Source organism: Paenibacillus sp. Pae15 (genome assembly GCF_024519685.1).
Classification (GTDB): domain Bacteria; phylum Bacillota; class Bacilli; order Paenibacillales; family NBRC-103111; genus Paenibacillus_G; species Paenibacillus_G naphthalenovorans.
Genome location: NZ_JALJRM010000031.1, coordinates 21,966 through 37,718, shown reverse-complemented (window position 1 = coordinate 37,718; position 15,753 = coordinate 21,966). Strand labels below are relative to the sequence as shown.

The 15,753-nt window shown below is 43.2% G+C and carries 18 protein-coding genes and 4 tRNA genes; 15 read left to right on the top strand and 7 right to left on the bottom strand.

The genetic code is table 11. The features are described from left to right. Positions 1 to 153 precede the first annotated feature (153 nt). The 4 genes from NR121_RS20920 to NR121_RS20905 all read left to right on the top strand — a co-directional run bounded on the left by NR121_RS20920 (position 154) and on the right by NR121_RS20905 (position 509). A tRNA-Gly gene (locus NR121_RS20920) sits at positions 154 to 228 on the top strand. Between the two features lie 11 nt (positions 229 to 239). Next, a tRNA-Arg gene (locus tag NR121_RS20915) sits at positions 240 to 313 on the top strand. A 36-nt stretch (positions 314 to 349) separates the two neighbouring features. Next, positions 350 to 426 (top strand) — tRNA-Pro (locus NR121_RS20910). A 9-nt stretch (positions 427 to 435) separates the two neighbouring features. Then, positions 436 to 509 (top strand) — tRNA-Gly (locus NR121_RS20905). An 84-nt stretch (positions 510 to 593) separates the two neighbouring features. On the opposite strand, the gene NR121_RS20900 is transcribed toward NR121_RS20905, so the two are convergent. Then, complete coding sequence (locus NR121_RS20900) at positions 594 to 1,766, bottom strand: site-specific integrase (RefSeq protein ID WP_256831878.1); 1,173 nt, start codon at positions 1,764 to 1,766, stop codon at positions 594 to 596. A gap of 3 nt (positions 1,767 to 1,769) precedes the next feature. Continuing rightward, positions 1,770 to 2,192: a helix-turn-helix domain-containing protein gene (locus tag NR121_RS20895; RefSeq protein ID WP_054819488.1), complete on the bottom strand. Its 423-nt coding sequence runs from the start codon at positions 2,190 to 2,192 to the stop codon at positions 1,770 to 1,772. Between the two features lie 127 nt (positions 2,193 to 2,319). Here NR121_RS20895 and NR121_RS20890 point away from each other — a divergent pair, with 127 nt between their 5' ends. From NR121_RS20890 to NR121_RS20880, 3 genes are all read left to right on the top strand, one after another. Then, on the top strand, positions 2,320 to 2,454 hold the full coding sequence (locus NR121_RS20890) for a hypothetical protein (protein ID WP_256831877.1): 135 nt from the start codon (positions 2,320 to 2,322) through the stop codon (positions 2,452 to 2,454). Beyond that, positions 2,429 to 3,031, top strand: coding sequence for a hypothetical protein (locus NR121_RS20885; RefSeq protein WP_256831876.1), 603 nt, complete (start codon positions 2,429 to 2,431; stop codon positions 3,029 to 3,031). Before NR121_RS20890 ends, NR121_RS20885 begins: the two co-directional genes overlap by 26 nt. 402 nt (positions 3,032 to 3,433) lie before the next feature. Continuing rightward, positions 3,434 to 3,757: a hypothetical protein gene (locus NR121_RS20880; protein WP_256831875.1), complete on the top strand. Its 324-nt coding sequence runs from the start codon at positions 3,434 to 3,436 to the stop codon at positions 3,755 to 3,757. 67 nt (positions 3,758 to 3,824) lie between these two features. Here NR121_RS20880 and NR121_RS20875 read toward each other — a convergent pair whose 3' ends face one another. Continuing rightward, positions 3,825 to 4,517: a helix-turn-helix domain-containing protein gene (locus tag NR121_RS20875; protein ID WP_256831874.1), complete on the bottom strand. Its 693-nt coding sequence runs from the start codon at positions 4,515 to 4,517 to the stop codon at positions 3,825 to 3,827. A 227-nt stretch (positions 4,518 to 4,744) separates the two neighbouring features. After that, complete coding sequence (locus NR121_RS20870; protein ID WP_256831873.1) at positions 4,745 to 4,906, bottom strand: helix-turn-helix transcriptional regulator; 162 nt, start codon at positions 4,904 to 4,906, stop codon at positions 4,745 to 4,747. A 122-nt stretch (positions 4,907 to 5,028) separates the two neighbouring features. Between NR121_RS20870 and NR121_RS20865 the strand changes: the two genes are divergently transcribed. The 8 genes from NR121_RS20865 (at position 5,029) to NR121_RS20830 (ending at position 11,766) form a co-directional block, all read left to right on the top strand. After that, entirely contained in the window at positions 5,029 to 5,739 is a 711-nt protein-coding gene (locus tag NR121_RS20865) for a copper amine oxidase N-terminal domain-containing protein (protein ID WP_054819484.1), read from the top strand. Between the two features lie 168 nt (positions 5,740 to 5,907). Continuing rightward, entirely contained in the window at positions 5,908 to 6,651 is a 744-nt protein-coding gene (locus NR121_RS20860) for a stalk domain-containing protein (RefSeq protein ID WP_256831872.1), read from the top strand. A 79-nt stretch (positions 6,652 to 6,730) separates the two neighbouring features. Further along, positions 6,731 to 7,234: a hypothetical protein gene (locus NR121_RS20855; RefSeq protein ID WP_054819482.1), complete on the top strand. Its 504-nt coding sequence runs from the start codon at positions 6,731 to 6,733 to the stop codon at positions 7,232 to 7,234. A 660-nt stretch (positions 7,235 to 7,894) separates the two neighbouring features. Continuing rightward, on the top strand, positions 7,895 to 8,326 hold the full coding sequence (locus tag NR121_RS20850; RefSeq protein ID WP_256831871.1) for a hypothetical protein: 432 nt from the start codon (positions 7,895 to 7,897) through the stop codon (positions 8,324 to 8,326). Positions 8,327 to 8,390: 64 nt separating this feature from the next. Next, positions 8,391 to 8,555, top strand: coding sequence for a hypothetical protein (locus tag NR121_RS20845; RefSeq protein WP_160327413.1), 165 nt, complete (start codon positions 8,391 to 8,393; stop codon positions 8,553 to 8,555). Then, positions 8,530 to 10,416 (top strand): FtsK/SpoIIIE domain-containing protein, encoded by a 1,887-nt coding sequence (locus NR121_RS20840; RefSeq protein WP_256831869.1) that lies wholly within the window; start codon positions 8,530 to 8,532, stop codon positions 10,414 to 10,416. Before NR121_RS20845 ends, NR121_RS20840 begins: the two co-directional genes overlap by 26 nt. Before the next feature lie 15 nt (positions 10,417 to 10,431). After that, entirely contained in the window at positions 10,432 to 10,845 is a 414-nt protein-coding gene (locus NR121_RS20835; RefSeq protein WP_256831868.1) for a hypothetical protein, read from the top strand. A gap of 81 nt (positions 10,846 to 10,926) precedes the next feature. Continuing rightward, on the top strand, positions 10,927 to 11,766 hold the full coding sequence (locus NR121_RS20830) for a tyrosine-type recombinase/integrase (protein WP_054819478.1): 840 nt from the start codon (positions 10,927 to 10,929) through the stop codon (positions 11,764 to 11,766). 29 nt (positions 11,767 to 11,795) lie between these two features. Here NR121_RS20830 and NR121_RS20825 read toward each other — a convergent pair whose 3' ends face one another. Genes NR121_RS20825 through NR121_RS20815 form a run of 3 tightly spaced genes read right to left on the bottom strand, consistent with a single transcriptional unit; the run spans position 11,796 to position 15,557 of the window. Continuing rightward, positions 11,796 to 12,218 (bottom strand): hypothetical protein, encoded by a 423-nt coding sequence (locus NR121_RS20825; RefSeq protein WP_256831867.1) that lies wholly within the window; start codon positions 12,216 to 12,218, stop codon positions 11,796 to 11,798. Positions 12,219 to 12,258: 40 nt separating this feature from the next. After that, a complete protein-coding gene (locus tag NR121_RS20820) occupies positions 12,259 to 14,379 on the bottom strand; it encodes a DUF927 domain-containing protein (RefSeq protein WP_256831866.1) in 2,121 nt (706 codons plus the stop codon). Continuing rightward, positions 14,376 to 15,557: a hypothetical protein gene (locus tag NR121_RS20815; protein ID WP_256831865.1), complete on the bottom strand. Its 1,182-nt coding sequence runs from the start codon at positions 15,555 to 15,557 to the stop codon at positions 14,376 to 14,378. The genes NR121_RS20820 and NR121_RS20815 overlap by 4 nt, the downstream gene beginning before the upstream one ends. Positions 15,558 to 15,753 lie beyond the last annotated feature (196 nt).

Below are 15,753 nucleotides of genomic sequence, written 5' to 3'. Positions count from 1 at the left end.
TCCAAGGGCTGTTCGTTTATTGGATTGTCCGTCTCTACAGGTTTGTTCGCAGCGTTTAAAAAAAATCAAAAAAACATTTGCATTTCTCTTCAGAAAATGATATATTAATTCTTGTCGCTGTTGAGGGATGGCCAAGCAATCCCGCCAGTCAGTGCGGAAGTGGCTCAGGGGTAGAGCATCGCCTTGCCAAGGCGAGGGTCGCGGGTTCGAATCCCGTCTTCCGCTCCAATAATGAATATGTGCCCTTAGCTCAGCTGGATAGAGCGTTTGACTACGAATCAAAAGGTCGGGAGTTCGAATCTCTCAGGGCACGTAGTAAAACAAGGGCTGCAAGCAGCCTCATAGCTAACGGGACGTAGCTCAGCTTGGTAGAGCACCTGGTTTGGGACCAGGGGGTCGCATGTTCAAATCGTGTCGTCCCGACCATCAATCGATGCGGGTGTAGTTCAATGGTAGAACTCCAGCCTTCCAAGCTGGTAGCGTGGGTTCGATTCCCATCACCCGCTCCAAACTTTTCAAGCCAAAAACCTTTGTACATCAAGGGTTTTTTTGTCTTTCCGGGGGCTGAATATGGAGGGTTAATTTAGCGGATATTAAACGTTGGGGACGGTTTGGGGACGAAATTTATCAAGCCGGTCTGCAACAGTTTTTTTCATTTTCTTTGTAACGTGCGCGTACAAATCAGCCGTTGTCGAATACTTCGTATGTCCAAGCCGCTCTTGAACGATTTTAAGGTCGGTTTCGGACTCGATCAACAAGGTGGCTGCTGTATGCCTTAAATCGTGTAAACGGGCTTCTGGGAGGCTGTGACGCTGTATAAAACGTCGCCACACCATTGAAGGCGTATTGTAGTAATATGGCTTGCCGTAGCCGTTATGGAATACATATTGCCGGTCGCCGCCTTTCCATTCGTTACCTGTCAAATCCCGCTCGGCTTCCCATTGTTGGCGAAATGCGTTTAACTCCTGCATATACCACTCTGGCATATCGACTTCCCGTTCCGATGTTTCCGTTTTTGGCCGCTTCTCCTGCGCTTCGCCTTCGGTTGTTAGCGATATGGATTTAATCACGCGAATTGTATTGGATTCAAAATCAACCTCCGGCCACTCTAAAGCTACAAGTTCTCCGCGCCGGAAACCACCTAACATGGCTCCCAAGAAGTAAAGCCGCCATTTTGTAGGTTCATGCTCCAGCGCGGCGATAACGGCCTGTGCGTCCGTCTCATCGTAAAACCGCATTTTCTTCTTCACTTCTTTTGGTCGGTCAACGCCGATCATCGGATTGTTCGGAATAAGCCGCCAATCAAAGGCTTTATTGAATACGGACTTTAAGACCTTGTACAGATATAAAATTGTGCCGCTGCTTAGTGTTCCTTGCTTCTCTAATTCACTCAGGAATGAAACAATGTGCATCGGCTTAATCTCATGAAGCAGTTTATGCCCAAACGCTGGATAGATTGAACGTTCCAAATGATCTTTGTAATTGCGCAAGGTAAGCGGACTAAATTTTTTTTCTGCATACTTCGGCAACCATTCATTGAATGCAAAGGTTTCAAACGTCATGCGAGTAGGTGCAATGTATGTTCCACTCTCAACTTCGCTCTGAAAAGCTAAAAGCTCCTTTTGAAGATATTCCTTCAATTTTTTCGGAGTCAGTTTTTGATCGACTCGGATTGTCTTATAGCGCTTAATGCGCTTGCCTTTTGCATCATAACCGGCCTCTACTACAAGGCGGTATGCTTCGCCTCTTTTCTCGATTGACGGCATTTGCTACTCACCCTTTTGTTTTTGATATAGACAGTAATCAAGATAATCGAGCAGTTTCTTCTTATCATCGTCTGTTAAAACAACGCCTTTGTACTTTATAAAATCATAAATCAAGTATTTCTCAATATCATCCAGTTTGGTCAGGATATCCAAACCGTAAGGCAGCGGCGTAGTATCATCATCGGGAGGGCTTGGGTCGTGAAATGGCAAATGCCCTGCGTCATACATCAAATCCATATGACTAACCCCTAGGTATGGTGCAAGCTTGCTTAAAATTTCAGGGGACGGAGAACGTGGCTTAGCTCCATTTTCAATTTGACTTAAATATGGATGACTGACTCCCGACAATTTGCTTAATTCAACTAACGTAAGCCCTGCGGCTTTTCGTAATTTTCTTAGATGTTCGCCAAATTCTTTTACATTCATTTTGTTCCACCTCCTTTCTCAGTCAAATTGTATCATATCAATTTATCCAATAGCAATATCAAATTATGTTGATAATGTATAAATGATGCCTGTATACTAAGGTTATAAAGGAAAGGAGACGAAACCAATGAAGGCCAAAGAAAAACTAGAAATGCAGCAACGAGAACACGTCTTATTTATGGCAAAGGCGGTTGAACTGCTGGCGCAGCACAAAACCAAACAAGGAGGCTCCAAAGGTGCCCGAAACCCTAAAAGCTGTTAAGCGGCAATTGCTGACGCTTGACCATATTATTATGCAATGCATTGGCAAATACGGCCACATAGGAATTCAAGGCTTATCTAAACTCATGCCCGACAAGCGGCCAAAAAACACGATCTACCAGCGTACAAGGGCGCTTACGGATTGGGGATACATTGAGGCCGTGATAGACAAGCGAAAAAACAAAATCTTCCGGCTCTTGCAGCATGGTGTTAATGAATTAAATATGCGCGGCGTAACGCTTCGCGGACGAAGCTTACTGCAAGTCGATTTAGCGCGGGTACAGTGGGCTATGGAACAAGCAGGATTCATTGAAACACTTGGTCTTGAGGCGCAACCGACAGTCAAAATGTTGGATGCCGTGACCAAAGGAGAAACACCTAAAGCTTTGATTGTCGATAACCCGCATTACCACATAGCCAATACGTTTCAGCGGCTTGACGACTTTGCAAAAAGCGCCTCATCAAGTGCGCCGCTGGACATTATCGCCTTGATGGAAAACCGCGCCGCGGAGCTTCAACGTTACGTGAATACCAACGGTTATAGCTTCTCCGTCCTGCTCCTGCCAATTGATATTTAACCTATATTTCTCCTATACCCCGTATCCTCTAACCCGACATTTCCACTTGAATTCACCAATAATGATCAAATTCCTCTGATTCCTCATTTATCCAATTCGATAATACCCCAATAAACTGACAATACATGCCGTTTCCATAAACCGTAAATTCAATACCACATCCACATTTTATCCACACTTAATCATCACCAAGCAGTTAATCCGCCACTAACAAATCCGTGAACAAACCTTGAATTCACGGATACTATTTCACGCTTAAAATCTACAAAATGGCTTAGGAAAAATTCTGATCTCTTCACCTTCGAAATTTCTTGTATTGGAACTACACACAGGAATTTTAATTACTAAGCATGTCGCACAACAATGGTGCGAATCTCAAATACTATCAAAGGAGCAATTCCAATGAATTTTCCAACAAATCGCAATGTAACATTACTTCAAACAAGAGGCGTCACAGCAATGGAACTGCCAGAAGTGACAACAGACATGCTCTTTAGAATCGCTCTTGACCGTTATATGGCAGACCCATATGACTATTTGACGGTAGCACATGCAGCCGAAGGAGATAGTTTCGATATTACAAACGGTAATGGAGAATTGATCGCGACCGAATCTGCTTTTCTTTATCCCGGCATTTATGAGGATGTATGGCTTATCGTTGACGATTACGGGCCAAACTCGAAAGAAGGTCTCGTGGTTACCATCTTGCTCCCAGAAGAATATTAAAAATTAGCGAAGCTACATCGATTGGAGAAGCCGTTTATTACGGCTTCTTTTTTGTGACCGTATCGGTTTATTTCATAGGTTTTATCAGTTCATTTCCGTTAATATCCAGCAATTCATATGCCCTGCCGATCATCTCTTTATCTTTTCCATACAGATGAACCGCTTTGTCACGTATTCCGCTAATTGTCGTTACGTGGTTCATTTGTTGAACCATAAATTCCGAATTGCACAGCACCACCGCTTGTTTACCCCATGAGATTACTTTTTGCTGGAATTGAACCGCTCGCTCCGCTACCTCAGGTGAATATACGACGGGTTCACCATCCGATGCTTTCATCTCGCGGTGATCTACGAAAATATTCAATTCACCTTGTGAAAAGGCGGACGTAATGCCTAACAAAGTACGAGACATATAATCCACATTTTCTCCCGTTAATAGTCCGTTCACCTGAAAGGCCAAAATTTTCCTATCAGTGTCCAAATGGAATTTGAAACGCTCCAAAAAGGGAACCTTAAAGTCCTTTTGCTGGTAAGCCAGATTCGCTGAAAACCGCTCACTCGAAAACAGATATTCAATAGATACATTTAGCGCGGCGGCAATTTTTTCGATATTCACCAAGCTTATATTCCGCTCTCCACGCTCGACGCCGCTAATATAAGTTCTATCCAATCCTGAACGATCTGCTAACAGTTCTTGTGACATACCGCTTCGCGCTCGAAGCTCCCGCACTCTTTTTCCAAATTCAGACCGAATATCCATATGTAAAAGCCCTCCAACACATCCGTAATTCTATAATCTATATCGGTTGGCCTGTCTTCATGGTGTAGATTTTTGTCGATTTTCAATTTATGTGACTCATAGTCCGTAGAAATATGAAAAGTTTTCCTAATATACTTGTGCTGAAAAGCAAAAGACCGTAAGCATGTTAAGATGGTTGCCTACGGTCTTTCCATTCATCAATTTTTCGCGGGTCTATTGAGGATTTCTCAAATATGAAGGGCAATATTTACGGCTGGAATTGTAAGTCCATGCTCTATGTTTTGGTAATGCTTTAAAGATATGTTAACTGCCCGACATAGTTTTTCTTGAGTGACTCCGCTTTGTTTTCTTGCTTCGATTAATTTCAATGAACAAACAACTCTTAACATGTTTGTTCTAATGTTAACCATTACGTGAATTTTATTTAACGTCAAATAATTGGCGAATTAAAGTTCGCGTAGCATAATTCATATATTCCTTATCTAAATATCTATAAATTGGAGTGATTTTCATGCTCATGCAGCGGTTCAGGTTTACTTTAGGATTTGTGGCTGGAGCAATAGTATTCGGTTCGATAGGGGTTGCAGCAGCATCGTCTTCAAAAACAATTGAAGTAATGTTTGGTGTCAAAGATGTAAAAATCAATGGGGAATCCAAGATGCCGGAGCAATCGCCTTTTCTTTATGAGGGAACTACATACGTTCCACTCCGCTATATAGCGGAAAATTTGGGGAGCGAAGTGCGGTGGGATGGGGAAAATCAAACGGTAGTAATTAATAGCAAACAGACAGTCTGTGAACCTAGTGGAAAATTTAATATTCAGCAATACGTGGGGTCTTGGAGAACTGAACTGGAGAGATGGACTGAGGATAAGAAGACAAGAATAGAAACTGAAATAGGTTTCTCCGTAGAAGCGAAGGGAAGCACCGTTAAAATACTTAACGGCTTCCTGGATATTTCACATGTTGATGTTGTTAATGGAGTGGAGGAATGGCTAGGCACAAGCAATAGAAGTTGGGACATGGATGAATTTACTGTGGACAGCAATGGCGTAGCGGAAACAAGTATCCATTTCTTAGAGGATGATGTGACTTATAAAGTTAGAATTGAGTTCAAACAGGAGCAAATTACCATAACAATTCTAGATTATAAGGCAGATGACTTATTCTTTAACAGTTATATTAAAGAGCCAGTAATAACCTATAAAAGAATAAGTAATTAAAAAGTAGACAAATATGGGGTGGCTGAATATATAAAGTAAAAGTTGAGTTTAATCAGGAGCAAATTGACATAACTATTTTAGACCACAAAGCAGATGACTTCTTCTTTAACAGCTACATTAATGAACCGGTAACACTTATAAAAAAATCAACGATTAGGAGCAATTTACATGAAAAAATGGTCAGCGAGATTAAGAGATTATACCGTTGGAGCGACAATTGCTACTCTGTTCCTTGCTAGTACGTCGGCATTCGGCGCTCCGGCGCTCAAATCCATCAATGCAGTATTTAACAATATCAAGGTTGTAGTTGATGGGATAACTATTCAACCTAAAGATGTTGAAGGCAAGGCCATTGAGCCATTTATTGTTGATGGGACAACCTACTTACCGTTAAGAGCAATAGCAACAGCTTTTGGAAAACCCGTACAATGGGATCAAAAAACGAATACCGTCCTGATTGGCGATAATTCTCAAATATCGGGAAGAATCATTCCTCTACAGGAATTAACACCTTATACTGGAGCAATTATAAATAGAGAAGAACTAAATTCTTTCATGGTGCTTCAAAAGACATACCAGCCCGCCATAAATGATTTTTATGCTAGTTTTTATGCTGGGGAAAAGACAGGCTATAATCACTCCTTAAATGTAAGTTATCTTCTGCATGGGAATTATAAGACACTGAAAGCAAAGTTTGTATCTGATGACAATACTACAAACACTGACGGCACTGACTATATTGTTATTTATGGGGACGGTAAAGAGTTGTACTCTGCAGAGGCCGGTAGAGGTAAAGAACCTGTAGATATTGAATTGAATATTGTGGGGATCAAGGAACTACAAATTAATGGTTGGATTACCCCTAACGGACATTTATATGATGTAACGCTTACTGAAATTGACAAGAAATGATTTGGACAGAAAAAAACTGATTATATTGCGCAAATTTACGTTCGGCTTCGCCTTTCTTTTTTCTTAGGGAGTGATTACAATGCCAAGAGGTGGCAAAAGGGAAGGCGCTGGACGGAAAGCCCAAGGAAATACCCTCAAAGTATCTCTGACGCTCACAGAAGCCGAATGGGTGCAAATTCAGCAATCCGGCCTCACCGTCGCCGCTTTTTTGAAGCGCCTTTTGCACGGGCAAGCAGAAGCGCCAGCAGCCAAACCAACCGGCTACCCCCGCCGCCATGCGGAGGAACGTTGGCAGAATTATTTAAAGAACAATGAGCAGCAGGATGCTACCAAAGTCATTGAAGCAGCGCAGCAATCGTTTTATAATATCCTGTTTCCTCAAGGAGCCGAAACCGCCCAAGTCAAAACCAAAACACAATATGAATGCCCGTTTACCGGCAAGCGCTTCGGCTCGATGGATGCCCTCGCTAAAGCGGCCATTCCGTATTTGCTGAAATCAGCCGGACACGATCTGCGACACAAGAGGGAATTGGCTTATATCCGAGAACGCGAAAGCTCTCCCCGGTATCTTGACCAGCTATAAATTGTTACCGGGAAGATAGCCTGTTACCGGCTCATCCCTAGAACCACAAGGGTTTTCAGGTTCGGTAACAAGGTAACAAGTTTTTTTCATACACCTATGCTTCTATACAAGGATTTGATGCAATCTCATCCCACGGCTTCATTGCTTGCCGCACCGATTGTGTATATCCCCTCGCAAATCCTGTTACTTTGTTACCTTATTATCAATAAAAATAAAAATATAGATAAATCAAGGGTTTTCAGCTATTTTGACGGTAATATGCGGTAACAAATCGCTGGTCAAAAGTAACGAAAACGGCCTCATTTTAAGAAAAACTAATATTCACTTTACGAAGAATGCAGTGTCACGCTTTATTATGACGCGCATTCTTTTTTCATTTTTCTAACTTTATCAGAGTGCTACCTTTCCAAAATTAGAGTATAAAAAGGTTCATTAAATTATGTATTTGGTCAATTCTACGATTTTCACATCTTCTCAATCGCTTCTCTATAAAAGTGCAGAATCTATAAAAAAGATTTTTGTGCATTTTTACTCCGATGTTTCAACGGTGTTGTCGGCGGGGAGGCGTGAAAAGTAATGGTTATGTTAAAAGGGGGTGGAGCGCATGTAATTACTATTTGTCGCAGGTAGGAGAATCAAAGATGATCAGGAGGTTTGCTTATGCCATTTTTAGGCTATATCATCATGACGCTGTTGCTTTGGTGGATTTTTTTCTCAGGCGGGAATCAGAAAAAACGCCCTTCTGTGCCAGCGGCGATAAAGCTTGTTGACAGCGGCAATGTTTTGCTGGAACGGTTGGTGGAGTGCATTGAAGGCGGTTGGTCTATGGCTTCTGAACAGGTGGAAAAAGGAAAATGGCCGGAGTTTGGTGCTGCTCTGTTTCTCTTCCTTCGCAATGAAAATTTCCACTCCAAGCGCAATAGGTTAAGTATCTCTGAATTTTTTGGGAAATCCGCTTTTGAGAAGGACGATCTGTGTTATTTAGCTAGAGCAGCCGCTTCGAAAGGTTTATTAAAGTTTGATGGCAATTCCATTGATTTAAAGGATACTCCATGCCTTGAAGAACTGCTGAAAAACGATTTGTTTCGTTAAAACCGGAAGGGCTTGTATATTCAATCACACTGCAAGCCCTCTTGTATCTCAGGAGGAAAAGCGAATGCGCAAACGATATACCTTACTTATTGACAATCATCTTTTGAAGGAATTGAAGCGCTTTGCGCTCGATCATGACATGAAGCTGCCTGATCTTTTTGAACGTATGGCGCGGACGTTCTTGTCACAGGCGGGTGAAAACCATGAGTATCATTCAAAAAGTTCGTAAGCAGCTTTCTTCGCTTTTTCCGCCAATCAAGCGTTTCCTTGCTTGGTGGCGCTATGACGATCAAGAGCGCTTACGGAATAAGGTTATTGAAATTTGGATACGGTCAGCACAAGAAGAGCTTCTGCGTGCTCATCATCTGCTCAATGATATCGCCAACAAGCCATATTATGAAGTAGATGTTCCACAGAATACAATTGATTGGGTAGTGCGATCAATTGCCCACTATGAGGTGCTTAAACGCCCGACGTTGTCGCTAGATCGCCGATTGGCTTTGAGGTTGGGGATGCAAGCTCCGGCTCTAAGAAGGCGGTTATTGTGGCTCCTGAGCGGGTTTGCTTTTGCCGTCATAACCACATTTATACTGGGGTTATTTACTGATTTCCCTTTATTTCACTGGTTCCCTATTGCAATTTTAACAGGCTTGTTTTTTTATATCGTCTGCCTTTATACCGGTTACAAGCTGTTTCCTTTCATCCGTTCACTTACCGCTGATCATACGGCTTGTGAACATCTCTTTCACGCGTACTTGTCACAGATTTTTCAGCAAGCGAACGCGCTGCTTCATAGCAGGAATTTGAAAAAGGTACCTCAAATCAATACCGCTTTACATGCGATCAGCTATCAGAAGCTGCAAAGGGGAAGTATGCAAGAATCAACCAATAATACGGTTACGAAAGAAAGCAAACCTGTCCCTGATTTCAAGTCCCAGAACCAGACTTTAAACCATCATTACTACCCCATGAAACAGGCATGGGAACGATTTTTAACCGAAGTGCTGCACTTGAAAGACGTTTCAACCATCTCTCCTATACACCATGATTTAGGCCAAACAGAAGTCTTTATATGGGATATCCCTTCCGTTGCCTTTACACGTTGGGAGGAAAACATTACCCGCATCGAAGCCTATTTGAAAAAGCCGGTATTCTTCATCCACCGGGATTATGACGGAATCGGAACGGTTGGGGTTGAAATCGCCAAGCAGCCGCTGCCAAAGGAAATCCATTTCCAGAACGTGATTAACCTTCATGCTGTCGCCCAAATGCCGGAAAGCGTCATTGTGGGTGTGAATAGCAAAGGCATGGTTACATGGAATTACCGGAAAATCCCGCATGGAATTGTCGCCGGGACAACGGGGGCTGGTAAATCAACTGCTCTTTATTCGGTCATCTTGCAGCTTCAACGGCAAAATCATCTGCCCATGTTCATTGATCTTAAAGGCGGGGTCAGCTTCGGATTCGTGGAAGATGCCGGATACCCGATAGCAACGACGAAAGAAGCCGCTTTAGAACTGGTAAAAAGCGCGGCGCAGGAAGTCGAACGGCGCGAACAACTTTTGAAAGAATGGGGTGTGTCGCCTGATATCGCCGTTTACAACGAAATGACCGGTGCGAACCTTCCTGAACTCTTTGTCGTGTTTGACGAGTTCGCACAGTTTACGGATAAATGGCAGGGACTTGAGGAAGGAATGTCGTGCCTGAAGGCGATTGCGGCGAAAGGCAGGAGCAACGGCGTTCATTTGCTGATCGCTACACAGCGGCCTAGTCAGGAAAGCCTTGGCTCAACCGATTTTCGGAGTAACATTTCCTTTCGCTGCATAGGCCGGATGGATTCACAAGCGTCCAGTCAAATCGCCCTTGGCAATGGCGCTGCTTTTGAACGCTTGCCCTCCACCGATTATGCCGGGCTTTTCATTGTCAGAGGAACGGATGCTCCTACGGACAGTTTGATTAAAGTTCCGTTTATCAATGACATGGATTTTAGGCGGTTATTCTTGGAGTACCGAAATCCGCATGAAGGTTATAAGCTAGGTCATAGAGCCATGTTGAAACTAAAAAGTTGTGATTATAACGATATTTTTTAGAAGGGAATGGTTTCTTTGAAAAGTGCGAGAGATGAAATCAATACCATAGTAAGAAGTAAAAGTTACAATAAAGAAAATTACAAAGAAAACTATAACAAACTGTTCAAACGCTTCTTCAAAAAATACCGTAGATATCGAACGGATTCATTAAAGGATTATAAAGTAAAATTAGATTATATTGAAAAAATTGGTCTTATGCCTGAATTGCTTCGTGAAGCTCGTATTCTCTTTAATGGTGATTACTGTGAACCTCTCGAACTTATTGAGAAGAGAAGAAACATTAGGAAACTCCAGGTCGAGAGAGAAAAAGCTAAAGAAGAACAACAACGAAAAACAATTGAAGAGTGGAAAAAGAAACATATTCGTGAAATTACATCGGAGGAAATTGCAGCAATCTTTGGAGGTAAAATAATCAAAGATTCGGAATGATAATGTTGCAGAGAAGCTGGCTTCCGCGCCAAAACCTTAACGGGAAATGGCGCGGAAGTATGATTATCGGAGGGATTAACGATGAAAAATTTTGTCGCAGAAGTTCAACGTTTTCTTTCCGATCAGGAGGCACAAGGTAAAGCCGAAAATACGCTCAAGACTTACCGGCGAATCTTGGAGGCGTTTGGCCGCTGGCTTGATCGAAACGGCGGGGATTTAACCGAGCCTACAAGGTATGATGTGCAAGCCTACGTGAAGACATTGGAACAGGAAGGCAAAAACGCGGCAACCGTTGATAAAATAGTTGCTTGCTTGAGCGTCTACAGCCGTTTCATCCAGCGTCCCGATATTGTTGAACACATTAAGCGTATCAAGCCGCAAAACAAAAGGCAGACGGCTCCAAAATCGTTAGAGGAGTTAGCGGTTAAGCGGCTCAAACGGGAGATTGAGAAAACCGGAAATAAGCGGGATATCGCTATCGGGTATATGCTGCTGGAAACCGGCGTTCGGGTATCCGAACTTTGCTCCTTGAACCGTCAAGACGTGACGATTAACGAACGGAGCGGTGAAATGATCGTTCGAAACGGAAAAGGCGGCAAGTCAAGAACGATTCCGTTGTCCCGTGAAGTGCGTTACCATTTGACCCAGTATCTTGCAATACGGAATGATAACGAAGCGGCGCTATTTTTGAGCAGTCATAAAAAACGAATTTCAGCTCGGACAATCCAGCATATGTTAGCCAAGTTTGGGACGCACCCCCACGCCTTGCGGCATACGTTTGCGCGGCGGCTTGTCGCTGCCGGAACTGATATAAGCACGGTGGCGGCTCTTACCGGCCATTCTGATATTAATATGACGAAACGTTATTCTATGCCTTCTTCTGTTGAATTGGCTGAAGCTATTGATAGAGCTTTTATTTGAAAAAGGAGCCTGCAACGGCTCCTTTTTCATTAGTATTCAAACGTATTTCCAAGATGTTGAACACCTTTAAGAAGATTTTCTGCCACCTGTGGTCGCTTCAATGTATCAATAGCGTGTTCTCTTTTGTATCCAATGGATTGTACCAAGCGTTGCGCTGCTTCAAATCGCTCCCTGTAAATCATTTCCGGAAAGCCATCAGGTTGACTTCCGATCAGTGCTACTGTAAGTAACAGTAAAATACTTTTTTCATCAAGTTCGTTTAAAAACCTTTCAAGCTTACAGGTATTTGCTTCATGTTGCTTAATAATCAAGGATTCTTCCTTATTCAGTTCCTTGATTTTTCCTTTTTTAGAGATAATGTGACTGTATTTATGGTAATGTTTCTCTCTTGCTTCTCCCCATTCAATCACTGTTCGCAGGCAGTTCTTTTCTTTTTCATTAAAAATAATCATAACAAATCACTCCATCTTTTGATTTTTACAGAAACGCCGCTCAAGAAGGCGTTTTCCGGTTTAATGATTTCAGTCTTGCAGAGCGCTCAGGATGTACACGCCGTTCAGGTGGCGGGGTTACTTCATCAGGCGGTTCGGATTCGTTCGGAAGCCATGCTTCCCCTGAAATTCCGGTGGCTTCCTCCAACTTTAACGTATTGAAGACATAGCGCCAACCGTTTCGCCCTCGAATCTTTTTCTGCACATAATACTCTCGCTTGCCATTTCCAACATACCCGCCACTATGACAACAATATTCCATTTCATATTTCAATTGGGCTGCTGAACACTTAAACTGGTTATTCATCGTGACGTATGCTTTGAATTTGCTGGCAGTGACGTAAAGCAAGTGGTTTTCCTGATCGAGCCAAATATCCGACTCTGAAAATTGTCGGTGGTCATAGTTAAAAGCAAGCAAAATCCGGTCAAGCATGCTCTCCTGATCTTCCATTGCTGCTGACAATGTGTAAACTGCCGCTCGTTTCATCTCTTCAATACCAAAGGCAACCTCACAGTTCAAAAATTCAAGTATTCGCTGATACATCCGCATTCCGGTAAGAAGGACGGTCGTGTTCCAGCGCACCCGGAAATGAATGCTTTCGAACGTTTCGGCTATCTTGCTGGCTTCTTCGATATCCTCATCCAAAAAACCCTGCTCCAAATAGTGGAAAATAAAATTCCAAAATCCACTGCTGGCCGCTTCAAGATCATTACTCATTACGTTTTTGAATACCGAATCTGCCATTACCTTGTTTTGCTCAATCCAGTTGCGTTCCAACTGAACAGTTACCGAGCGTTCTACAACCGCTTGGTTTTCCCTTGGGTAATCCTCTCCGATGAATATTACCGGGCAACTAAGAGTGTAAGTCTGAACGCCTCCGGGCTTTCCTCTGCTATCCGAATCCGCTCTGTAACAGAGCTTGAGCTTGTTAAGAAAGTCGCTTAGTGTCCGTTCGGTCATTTCGGATGGTTTGTATTCGTCAAACACAACAGGCAAAGTATTGTTCGAAGATAATTGAACCGTAAGCGCGTAAGGTGTAGAGATTTTCTGCGGTTCATTCGGATTCCCGGTTATCTTCAACATAATCTCAATTAAGGTCGTTTTGCCTGAGCCGGATTTGCCCCAACACACCAGTATCGGGTACTGATTGTCGCGTTTTGCTCTGATAAACGGTGCAACCGCAGAGGCAAAAAACCAACCGATGACCGGCAGAGTCACATTAAAATGATTCAAATTGAGCAATTGCGGAAAAACTGCTTTAGCTGTCTCCTGCCAGTTATCGCATTGCTTAATGCTGAATTGAATCAGTTCTTTCCCCGGTTGATAGATAATATCGGAATCGTTAAGATGTTCTCCATTAACCGAATAAATACCATTTGAAGTGATAAGTAACTTTCTTTCAGGAATCCAGCCGATCTTGTCAACGGTTCGTTTCAGAGGGTATTTACCATCATTTGCAGCTTCGAAAGCCGACAAATAACGAACAACGTCCTTACTATTCGACGAGTCGATTGGAGCGCCTTTTGCCGCTGCTATTTCTTGCAGCTTCTTATAATTTAGGGCATCAGAACGATTTAATACGATTTTTTGCCAATCCTCCCACCGATGAAACATGAGTTCAAGCTTCATTTCACCGTCCTGATAGCCTCTATACACGCCGCTGACAATCAAAGGCCAGCTACATAACTTCACATACTCTACATTGCCCATTCGGTCGGTATGACTCCTGAAAACGCCATCCTTGGATATCCACCAGCCAAAAGGGAATTGAAGATGTGCAATCTCCTGCGGGCAGTCTTCCAATGCTTCACCTAAAGTCGGGATATCTTTGTTTGTAAAAGCTTGCGCTTCCCGATTTATGACTTGGAGTTTTTGAGCAAGTGCCTTTCTAAACTCCGAACTGGGAATTAATTTTTCGGCTTGCTTTTTTAACTCTACAAAGTCAGGATAAGAAACAATTTGCAACCACGCCAAAGCTTCCAAGAATTCAGCCCTGAAAAGAAGTTGAATCGCTTGCTCCTTATTCTGTTCGGCATTTGATAAAGTTGTAGAGAGGCGCTCAAGCAGCGCCTCCTTGTCCATATCCTCGCGCTCATAGCCAAAAGCGATTGGGCTTCTCATAAGACGTAACCCTCGTTTCGCAGTCCGTCAAGTTTAGGACAACCTTGGCACCCTTTAGAACCTAATGTAATTGCAATGTAGGAACAAGTGTTAGGCTTTCCTTTCAAGGCTTCAGCGATCTTAAATTCAGTTTCATCCTCGGAATACCGGTCGTATCCGCGAGACAGCTTATGCGCTTCTTCAATGCCGTTTTCACAATGTACGGCAATAGAAAGGGCTGCGAACCATTCGTTATAAGATACTTCGTTAGGTCTTGATCGACAATGTTCCATAAAACGGCAATTTTTATAGATAGATTCAATGTTCGGAAATCGCTGCCGCCGCTTAGTGAAGGGTAGCCGCCTTGCAGCCTTCTTTTTGAGTTCTTGTGTTGGAAGCAGCGCTTCAATTTCCTCCAAAGAGTATCGGCGATTTGTCACCTCAATAATCTCGGCAAGCCTTCTCTCCGCTGTTTTGACGTTGTAAGTGAAAGCGACGCGGAGCAAGCGGCTAAGGTCAGCCGTAGTATCTATGCTTGCCTTATACTCCCCTGCAAGGCTCCTAATCCACTGTTGGAAACGGGCTAAGAGTGTTCCCGCACGTTTTCGGTCGGCTTCGGTTTGCAGAATCATCGGCTGATCTAGGAGCCAGTACACATGCCAGCCTCCGCCAGTATTGACGATAATGGACGGGGTTAGCGGGATGCCGTTCTCTATAAACAATAAAGCCGCCTCATTATGCGGGAACAAACGTTTTCCCGCTGACTTATGAAACCCCGGAGCATCCACGTCGATATCGACGTGTAGAAAACTTAGATAAACTGCTGTTTCGCTTGTCCCCCGTGAACGTGGATTTTTTTTCAGCGCTGCTTCCGCGTCCTGTAAAGTTGTCGAGAAATAAATGTTCGCTTTTCCGTTTAGTGATTCGTTCAAGCGAAGCATTGCATCGAACTGTGATTGTGTGAAAAAACGACTAATCATTTTAGGTTTCATACTCGATTTGGTGGGTAGGGTGTAGCATATAACGTGACTTGCTTCCTGAGGGACAGTAGTTTGAGGAAACAGCGCCAAGAAGAACGCGGCGCGTTTTTCCTTTTGACTTCCTGCTTGTTGAATGGTTAAAATAAGATTGGTTAAGTTTTTTGTATCCAAAGTCGTACTGTTGGCGCAGTTACGACTTTGCCCTTTATTGGCTCTCAAAATAGTCATGCCTCCTTTTAAGTGGACTGATCAACCTGAGTTATTCTGTGAAATTTCGTTTGCCTGTAGCCACTTGTTCTCATGCTCGGCAGTGATTCTAATAGAGCCGCGTCCTACACCAATACGAACATGTGGGAGCCTCTTGGCTTTTACCATCCGGTAACCGGAATCCAGGCTCATGTTGTGACGCTGGCAA